Below are 8,835 nucleotides of genomic sequence, written 5' to 3'. Positions count from 1 at the left end.
TGCGGGGGGTGCGTGCTGACGCGGCGGCCGGTGGCGGGGTGCCGCACATGCTGCGCGGCCTGGTACGGGCGGGCCGGCAGGCGGCACACGCCGCGGGCACCGGCGACGAGCACCGGCAGCTGGCCGACCGGCTGGCCGGACTCACCGCCGCCGAGCAGGCGAAGGTCCTGCTCGACCTGGTGCGGGCTCAGGTGGCCGCTGTCCTGGGCTACAGCGCGACGTACCACATCGACGCCGACCAGGGGCTCTTCGAGATCGGCTTCGACTCCCTCACCGCCATCGAACTGCGCAACCGGCTCCGCACCATCACCGAAAGGAAACTCTCGCCCAGCCTCGTCTTCGACCATCCGACGCCGGGAATGCTCGCCGCGCACCTGCACGAGCTGATGTGCGGAGAACAGACCGCGGTCGTAGCGATCTCCGTATGAAAGAGAGTGATGACGTGTTCGACGTAGGAAAATACCTCCAGCGGATAGGGTGCGGCGGCGAAACCGGTGTGGACATCGCGACGTTGCGGAGGCTGCACAAGAACCACCTCATGGCGATTCCGTACAACGGCGCCACCCAGGATCTCCGTGACGGACTACGCATCGTCGACCTCGACGAGAGCGCGCTGTTCGAGACGAGCATCGTCAACGGTCAGGGTGGCACATGCTTCGAACTGGCCCGTCTGTTCCATCTGCTTCTGCGTGAACTGGGATACGACGTCACCCTCATGGCGGGCAGCACCGCCGAAGGCCGTGAGAACTTCGGGCTCGACGTGGAGCACATGTTCAACCGTGTCACCCTGGACGGGGACGAGTGGCTCGTGGACGTCGGTTACCCGGGCCCCAACTACATCGAGCCGTTGCTGGTCACCGACACGGTACAGACCCAGTACGGGTGCCAGTACCGGCTGGTCGACCACGAAACCGGGTTCGCTCTGCAACGCCGGGGACGGGTCAGCCGGTGGAGCGTCGTCTATACCTTCGCGATGAAATCCCGGCAGTGGAGCGACTGGAGGGAACTGGAGGAGCACCTCAACCGTGAGTACGCGGTGGAGGAATCCGACCCGTGCCCGATCGGGCGGGGAACGGATCGCCTCTTCCGGGAGATCGAGGCGGACCTGCGAGCGCACGACGGTCAGGACGTCCTGTTCGGGCGGACTTTCGACAACGGTCAGGTCGTACTGAAGGGACGGCGATACCTGACGGTCCGTGACGGGCGCGAGGAGGTGCGCACGATCACGGACGACGACGAACAACGGAAGCTGATCTCCCGCATTCTGGCGGGCGAGTTCCGCTGAATCCGCACTCCGGCCGGCGCCCGTAGCACCATTCTTCTCGGGTGATCAGGGCGAGCTGACATCAGAAGAGGGAAACGATGGCAGAAGTCACCTCCGTTCCGCTGCGCCTCACAGATCATTCCTACGATGTGCTCATCGGGTCCGGGGTGCGTACGTCGCTCGCCGGGATCATCCGTCGGCTGGGCGCCCGGCGGGCCGTCGTCGTGTCGGCACGCCCGGCGCAGTGGGTGCCCGACACCGGTGTGGAGACCCTGCTGCTGCCGGCCCGGGACGGCGAGCAGGACAAGACCCTCGCCACCGTGGAGGCGCTGTGCGGTGAGTTCGTGCGGTTCGGGCTCACCAGGTCCGACGTCGTCGTCTCCTGCGGCGGCGGGACGACCACCGATGTGGTCGGGCTGGCGGCCGCGCTGTATCACCGCGGTGTGCCCGTGATCCACCTGCCCACGTCGCTGCTCGCCCAGGTGGACGCCAGCGTCGGCGGGAAGACCGCGGTGAATCTGCCGGCCGGCAAGAACCTGGTCGGCGCCTACTGGCAGCCCAGTGCGGTGCTGTGCGACACGGACTACCTGTCGACCCTGCCGCGGCGGGAGATGCTGAACGGTCTCGGCGAGATCGCCCGCTGCCACTTCATCGGCGCCGCGGACCTGCGCGGACTGCCCCTGGCGGAACAGATCGCCGCCGGGGTGAGCCTCAAGGCCCGCGTCGTGGAGGCGGACGAGCGGGACTCCGGTCCACGGCACGTGCTCAACTACGGCCACACGCTGGGCCACGCGCTGGAGGCGGCGACCGACTTCGCTCTGCGCCACGGCGAGGCGGTGGCCGTGGGAACGGTCTTCGCGGGCCTGCTCGCCGGCGCTCTGGGCCGTATCGGCCAGGCGCGGGTGGCGGAGCACCGGGAGATCGTCGAACACTACGGCCTGCCCACCGCCCTGCCCGTCGAGACCGAGACCGTGGCCCTCATGCGGCTGATGCGACACGACAAGAAGGCGATCACCGGACTCGCGTTCGTCCTGGACGGCCCGAAGGGCGCGGAACTGGTGAGCGAAGTGCCGCCCGAGGTGGTCGCCGGGGTCCTGGACCGGATGCCCCGAGCGCGACTGGCCGATCTCGTCGGCGCCGCCGCGCCCGGAGCCTCCACGACCGATGCGGCTCACATATGAGGCACTTTCCCCAGTGGCCGGCCGATCCCGACGGATCGCCCGGGGCCTGCCGGCCGGTGGACCGCCCACTGGCCCGAGAGCTGTCGGCGGCGCTGGCCAGGCCGGCCGCGCAGCAACCGGTCTGGCCGGACCCGGAGCGGGCGAGAGAGGCGGTGGCCCTGCTGAGCCGGGCCGGGCCGATCGTGACACCGGCCGAGACGGCGCGGCTGTCCGGTCAGCTCGCCGCGGTCGCGCGCGGCGAGGCGTTCCTGCTCCAGGGCGGTGACTGCGCCGAGACCTTCGCCGAGAACACCGAGGCCCATCAGCGAGCCAATCTGCGGACTCTCGTGCACATGGCCGCCGTGCTCACCCGCCGGGCGGGGCTCCCCGTCGTCAAGATCGCCCGCATGGCCGGGCAGTACGCCAAGCCCCGCTCCAAGACCGTCGACGCGTCGGGACTGCCCGTCTACCGCGGCGACATGGTCAACTCCGTGGAACCCACGCCCGCGGCCCGGACGCCCGACCCCCACCGGATGCTGCGGGCCCACACCGCCGCCACGGAGACGATGGCCCTGGTCCGCAAGCTGTGCCGGAACGGTGTGCCCGATCCGCAAGCGGTGGACGAGGGATACCGCGACCTCCACGTCAGTCATGAGGCCCTGCTGCTCGACTATGAGCAGTCCTCGCTGTGGGCGGACGTCAGCGGGCCGCGGCCTCGCCTGTCGAGCGGACTGGGGCACTTCCTGTGGATCGGCGAGCGCACCCGCCGGCTCGACGGCGCGCACGTCGCCTTCGCGGAACTGCTGTCCAATCCGATCGGCCTCAAGATCGGTCCGCGCACTACCCCGGAGCAAGCCGTCGAATACGTGCGGCGGCTCGACCCTTACGGTCAACCCGGGCGACTGACGCTGGTCAGCCGTATGGGGCACACCCTGGTGCGTGAGGTACTGCCTCCGATCGTGGAGAAGGTCACCGCCTTCGGGCACCAGGTGATCTGGCAGTGCGATCCGATGCACGGCAACACCTACACGTCGGTGAACGGCTACAAGACCCGCCATTTCCGTCACGTGGTCGACGAGATCGCCGGCTTCTTCGAAGTGCACCGGCGGCTGGGCACCCACCCCGGCGGCATCCACGTAGAGGTGACGGGTGAAGACGTCACGGAGTGTCTGGGAGGTGCCGCGGGAATCGCCGAAGCCGACCTGCCCGCCCGCTACCGGACGGCCTGCGATCCCCGCCTCAACGCGCGGCAAGCGATGGAACTCGCCTTCTGGGTCGCCGAGATACTGGCGGCCGGGGGCACGGACAGTGAGGCAGGGCTGCGATGACCGGACAACCTCCCGCCACGCCCATCACGGGCACCACCCGGCTGTACGCCGTCCTGGGGGATCCCATCGCCCAGGTCCAGGCGCCCACACTGATGAACCCGCTCTTCGCGCGCCTCCACATCGACGCGGTGCTCTTTCCGGTGCACGCACGGCCGCGGCACCTGGAACACGTCGTGCGGGGCCTGCAGCGCGTGGAGAACATGGACGGCATGTTCGTCACCGTGCCGCACAAGACGGCTGTGCGCCGGCTGGCCGACCGGTGCGGCGCGACCGCGGACATCGTCGGCAGCGCGAACGTGCTGCGACGGGAGCCGGACGGCAGCTGGCTCGCGGAGAACTTCGACGGCTCCGGCTTCGTGACGGGTCTCGTCGGCGCCGGGCACGACCCCGAAGGCCGCCAGGTGGCGCTCGTCGGCGCGGGAGGCGCGGGCAGCGCCATCGCCGTGGCACTGCTGACGGCCGGTGTCGCCCGGTTGTCCCTGTACGACTCGGACACGCCGAAGCTCAGCGCTCTGATCACCCGTCTCGACTCGTACTGGCCGGGCCGGGCACGCGCCCTGAGCGGACCGAACCTGCCTGACGCCGACCTCGACATCGCGGTGAACGCGACACCGCTCGGCATGCGTGCGGACGACCCGCTCCCGTTCCCCGTGGACTCGTTGCCACCACACACCGTAGTGGCCGACATCGTCATGAAGCCGCGGGAGACGAGGCTTCTGCGCGAGGCGGCCGCACGAGGGCACCGCGTCCACCACGGAGTGCACATGCTCGAGGGGCAACTGGAGTCCTATCAGGCCTTCTTCGGTCTGAAGTGACCGGTCGGCGACTACCGGACCGAGGGATGCGGGGAGGCCGGAAGGGCTTTACGTTGGACACGTTGGCCCCCTCTTCCACTGACCGCACATGCCGCCGCACGGGGCGGGATGTGCGCGTCTTCCGCGATCTCGACGGTGAGTGCTCTCGTGCGCGTGCGTCTCCTGCCTGGCACGCCGCCCCGCTCGTCCCGCACCTCGCGTCGAGCCAGATCCATGGTTGGAGAGACATGAACGTGCGACAGGCGCCGGAGTTCCCCCAGTGGCCTCAGTACGACGCGGGCGAGCGGGAAGGCCTCATCCGTGCACTCGAGCAGGGGCAGTGGTGGCGGATGGGCGGCACCGAAGTCGAGTCCTTCGAAAGGGAGTTCGCCGACCACCACGGCGCCCCCCACGCTCTCGCGGTCACGAACGGAACCCACGCGCTGGAACTCGCCCTGCAGTGCATGGGGGTCGGTCCCGGCTCCGAGGTCATCGTCCCGGCCTTCACGTTCATCTCCTCCTCCCAGGCGGCGCAGCGGCTCGGAGCGGTCGCGGTCCCGGTGGACGTGGACGAGGACACCTACGGCATCGACGTGGCGGCGGCCGCCGCGGCCGTGACACCGCGCACCCAGGTGATCATGCCTGTGCACATGGCGGGATACATGGCGGACATGGACGCACTGGCCAAGCTCTCCGCCGATACCGGCGTCCCGCTGCTCCAGGACGCCGCCCACGCCCACGGCGCCCGCTGGCGGGGAAAACGGGTCGGCGAACTCGGCTCGGTGGCCGCGTTCAGCTTCCAGAACGGCAAGCTGATGACCGCCGGCGAGGGCGGCGCCGTACTGTTCCCGGAGACGGAGATGTACGAGACCGCGTTCCTTCGCCACAGTTGCGGCCGGCCGCGGACCGACCGCCGGTACCTGCATGAGATCGCCGGCTCCAACCTGCGACTCAACGAGTTCTCGGCGGCGGTGCTGCGCGCCCAGCTGGGCCGCCTGGAGGGGCAGACGACGACCCGCCAGAAACGCTGGACCCTGCTCGCCCGCCTGCTGGGGTCGATCGACGGCGTGGTCCCCCAACGAGGGGACGAGCGCACCGACTTCCCCTCGCACTACATGGCGATGTTCCGTGTGCCCGGTATCGGGGAGGAGAACCGCAACGCCCTGGTGGACAGGCTCGTGGCGGCCGGCCTGCCGGCGTTCGCGGGCTTCCGCGCCGTCTACCGCACCGACGCCTTCTGGGAGATCTCCGCACCCGACGCGACCGTGGAGGAGATCGCCGAGCGCTGCCCCCGCACGGAGGCCATCAGCCAGGACTGCGTCTGGCTGCACCACCGTGTCCTGCTCGCCACCGAGCAGGACATGCACCGGACAGCCGAGATCATCGCGGACGCCGTGGCCGCCGTATGAGCGTCCGGGCAGCCGTCGTAGGGCTCGGCTGGGCGGGACGGGAACTCTGGCTCCCCCTGCTGGCGGAGTCGGCCGGGTTCGACGTGGTGGCCGTCGTCGACACCGAACCGGCGACGCGTCAGGCCTTCGGCAGCGCGCCGGGCCTGTCCGTGCACCCGTCGGTGGACACGCTCACCGCCCGCGCGGTCGACCTCGCCGTCGTCGCCGTCCCCAACCACCTGCATGCCGGGGTGGCGGCCGCCCTGCTCGGCAAGGGCATCTCCGTCTTCCTGGAGAAGCCGGTGTGTCTCACCTCCGCCGAGGCCGAGACTCTGGCAGCGGCCGAAGGCGACGGTGGCGGCATGCTGCTGGCAGGCAGCGCCGCCCCCTACCGCGGCGACGTCGGAGCCCTGGCGCGCCTGCTGCCGGAGCTGGGCCGAGTCCGGCACGTCGACCTGTCCTGGGTCAGGGCACGCGGCATCCCACAGGCCGGCGGATGGTTCACCCAGCGCAGCAAAGCCGGCGGCGGTGTGCTGTTCGACCTCGGATGGCATCTGCTCGACACGCTCGCATCCCTGCTCGGGCCGGCCCGCTGCACACAGGTCGTCGGCGTGACGTCCAGCGACTTCCTCGACACCGGTACCTGGGGCGCCACATGGCGGCGGGACCGGCCGGTCGCCGATGCCGTCGGGGACGTCGAGGACACCGCCCGGGGCTTCTTCGTCCGCGACGACGGCATCTCCGTCTCCCTGCTCACCGGCTGGGCGTCGCACGAGGCGCGGGACGTGACCCGGATCCAGGTGGTGGGCAGCACCGGAACCGCAGAGCTGAGGTGCACCTTCGGCTTCAGCCCCAACCGCCACCCCCGCCCGGTGCTGACGCTGACCCGAGAGGGCACCACCACCTCCGTCCCGGTGCCCGACGAGCCGATCGGCACCGAGTACCGGCGGCAGCTGGACGCCCTCGCCGGAATCCTGACGGCCCCGAGCCGGCGCGGCAGAGCCATCGGGGAGGCCCGTACGACCGTCCGCCTCATCGAGGACTTCTACGCCTCGGCCCGCTCCGCGCACGCCCACAACGGTGTGCCCGCTTATCGGTGAACGGTGGGGAAAGCCAGTGGAATCGCCAGTTTCAGCAGAACGAGCACACATACCGCGTGGGCATCAGGTGACAGCCCCGGAGACAGGGGGATCGGCGACGGTGACGCGGACACTCCCACCGTCGGTCAGACGTGCCGTGATCTTCGACCTGGACGGGGTCCTCGTCGACAGCTTCGCGGTGATGAACGAGGCGTTCGCCCTCGCGTACAAGGAGGTCGTCGGCGAGGGGCCCGCGCCCTTCGAGGAGTACCGACGGCACCTGGGGCGCTACTTCCCGGACATCATGCGGATCATGGGCCTGCCGCTGGAGATGGAGGAACCTTTCGTCCGCGAGAGCTACCGGCTCGCGCCCCAAGTGCCGGTCTTCGAGGGCGTCGTCGAGCTGCTCCTGACCCTGCGGGTGCGAGGCCTCCGGCTCGCGGTGGCCACCGGCAAGAGCGGGCCACGGGCGCGCTCCCTGCTGGAACAGCTGGGCCTGCTGCCCTTCTTCGCCCATGTCATCGGCTCGGACGAGGTCGCCCGGCCGAAACCGGCCCCCGACATCGTGGAGCGCGCCCTCCACCTGCTGGGCCTGCCGGCCGAGCAGGCCCTCATGGTCGGTGACGCGCCGACCGACCTCGCCAGCGCACAGGGCGCCGGTGTCGCCTCGGTCGCCGCGCTGTGGGCCGTGTCCGACGAGGAGGAACTGCTCGCCGCTCAGCCGGCCGCCGTTCTGCGCCGCCCGGCCGACCTGCTGGCGCTGTGCCCGCCCGTGCCCCGCGGCTGAGGAGCACCGCAGGGCATGGACACCGCGCACTACCTCGGCGTCGACATCGGGGGCACCAAGGTCGCCCTCCGGGTGGAAGCGGACGCCGCATGTGTCGACGAGACCGCGTTCCCGTGGGGGCCGCGGCACAGCGCGGACCGCGATCTGCGGCAACTGGACGATGCGGTCGGCGCGTTGCGGAACAGGCTGGGGACGTCCTTCCGGGCCGTGGGCGTCGCGATGCCGGCGACGCTCGGACCGGCCGAGCGGATCACCGCCTGGCCGAGCCGGCCCGAGTGGACCGGGACGGACCTGGGCGGGGCGCTGCGCGCGCTGTTCCCCGAAGCGGCCGTCGCCTGGGCGGACGACGGTGACCTCGGCGCGCTCGCCGAGTCCCGGGCAGCGGGCTGCGACGATCTGCTCTACCTCGGGATCGGCACGGGAATCGGCGGCGGCCTCGTCCTGCGAGGCGAGCTGTGCCCGGGGCTCGGCCGTGGATCCTTCGAGATCGGGCACATGGTCGTCGACATCAGCGGCCCGGGGTGCGTGTGCGGCCGCCGGGGATGCCTCCAGGCGATCGCCTCGGGCCCGGCCACGCTGCGCCGCGCGACACGACTGCGGGGCAGCGCGGTCACCTTCGACGCACTGCGCCAGGCATGGTGCGACGGGCGGCCGTGGGCCGTCACGGCGCTGCGGCGGACCGCCCGGGCCCTGGCCGCCGCGGCGGTGGGCGTCCAGGAACTCGTCCATCCGCGACTCGTGCTGGTCGGGGGCGGCTTCGCGAGCGCCCTCCCCGGCTTCGTCGGGCTCGTGTCCGAACACCTCGCAGAGCTGGCCCGCCCCGGCCACCCCCCACCGCCGGTGGAGCCGGCCAGGTTGGGAGGCCTGTCCTCGCTGCGCGGCGCGGTGTCGCTGGCCCGCCTGATCGCGCTTCCGCAGAACGAACGCACCTGATCGTGCTTCCGTGAAACGGGAAACGCGGCACCCGCACCCCTGCGCAAAACGTGTCAAGGGCCGGGAAATCTTTATCAGGTCGAGGGATGCTCTGCCGACCGG

Annotated in this window: 9 protein-coding genes; all 9 read left to right on the top strand. The window is 70.8% G+C overall.

Translation table 11 applies throughout. From position 1 onward, the window contains the following. Positions 1–428 (top strand): acyl carrier protein (locus tag ACZ5CW_RS38215; protein ID WP_468609885.1); only part of this gene is annotated, 428 nt, incomplete at its 5' end. After that, on the top strand, positions 425–1,285 hold the full coding sequence (locus ACZ5CW_RS38210; RefSeq protein ID WP_468609883.1) for an arylamine N-acetyltransferase: 861 nt from the start codon (positions 425–427) through the stop codon (positions 1,283–1,285). The genes ACZ5CW_RS38215 and ACZ5CW_RS38210, both read left to right, overlap by 4 nt. Positions 1,286–1,362: 77 nt before the next feature. Continuing rightward, positions 1,363–2,445: a 3-dehydroquinate synthase family protein gene (locus ACZ5CW_RS38205; RefSeq protein ID WP_468609881.1), complete on the top strand. Its 1,083-nt coding sequence runs from the start codon at positions 1,363–1,365 to the stop codon at positions 2,443–2,445. Positions 2,446–2,501: 56 nt separating this feature from the next. Beyond that, positions 2,502–3,752 carry a 3-deoxy-7-phosphoheptulonate synthase gene (locus tag ACZ5CW_RS38200; protein ID WP_468609879.1) on the top strand — a complete coding sequence of 417 codons (1,251 nt, stop codon included), beginning with the start codon at positions 2,502–2,504 and terminating at the stop codon, positions 3,750–3,752. Further along, on the top strand, positions 3,749–4,567 hold the full coding sequence (locus ACZ5CW_RS38195; RefSeq protein ID WP_468609877.1) for a shikimate dehydrogenase family protein: 819 nt from the start codon (positions 3,749–3,751) through the stop codon (positions 4,565–4,567). Before ACZ5CW_RS38200 ends, ACZ5CW_RS38195 begins: the two co-directional genes overlap by 4 nt. A 227-nt stretch (positions 4,568–4,794) precedes the next feature. Next, positions 4,795–5,955, top strand: coding sequence for a 3-amino-5-hydroxybenzoate synthase (gene rifK, locus ACZ5CW_RS38190; RefSeq protein WP_468609875.1), 1,161 nt, complete (start codon positions 4,795–4,797; stop codon positions 5,953–5,955). After that, on the top strand, positions 5,952–7,034 hold the full coding sequence (locus ACZ5CW_RS38185) for a Gfo/Idh/MocA family protein (protein WP_468609873.1): 1,083 nt from the start codon (positions 5,952–5,954) through the stop codon (positions 7,032–7,034). Before rifK ends, ACZ5CW_RS38185 begins: the two co-directional genes overlap by 4 nt. A gap of 100 nt (positions 7,035–7,134) precedes the next feature. Next, positions 7,135–7,800, top strand: a complete 666-nt coding sequence (locus ACZ5CW_RS38180) for an HAD-IA family hydrolase (protein ID WP_468609871.1) — start codon at positions 7,135–7,137, stop codon at positions 7,798–7,800. Between the two features lie 15 nt (positions 7,801–7,815). Beyond that, positions 7,816–8,733, top strand: a complete 918-nt coding sequence (locus ACZ5CW_RS38175) for an ROK family protein (protein ID WP_468609869.1) — start codon at positions 7,816–7,818, stop codon at positions 8,731–8,733. Positions 8,734–8,835 lie beyond the last annotated feature (102 nt).

This window comes from Streptomyces sp. NPDC031379, assembly GCF_055569615.1.
This window is presented reverse-complemented; position numbering and strand designations above follow the sequence as displayed.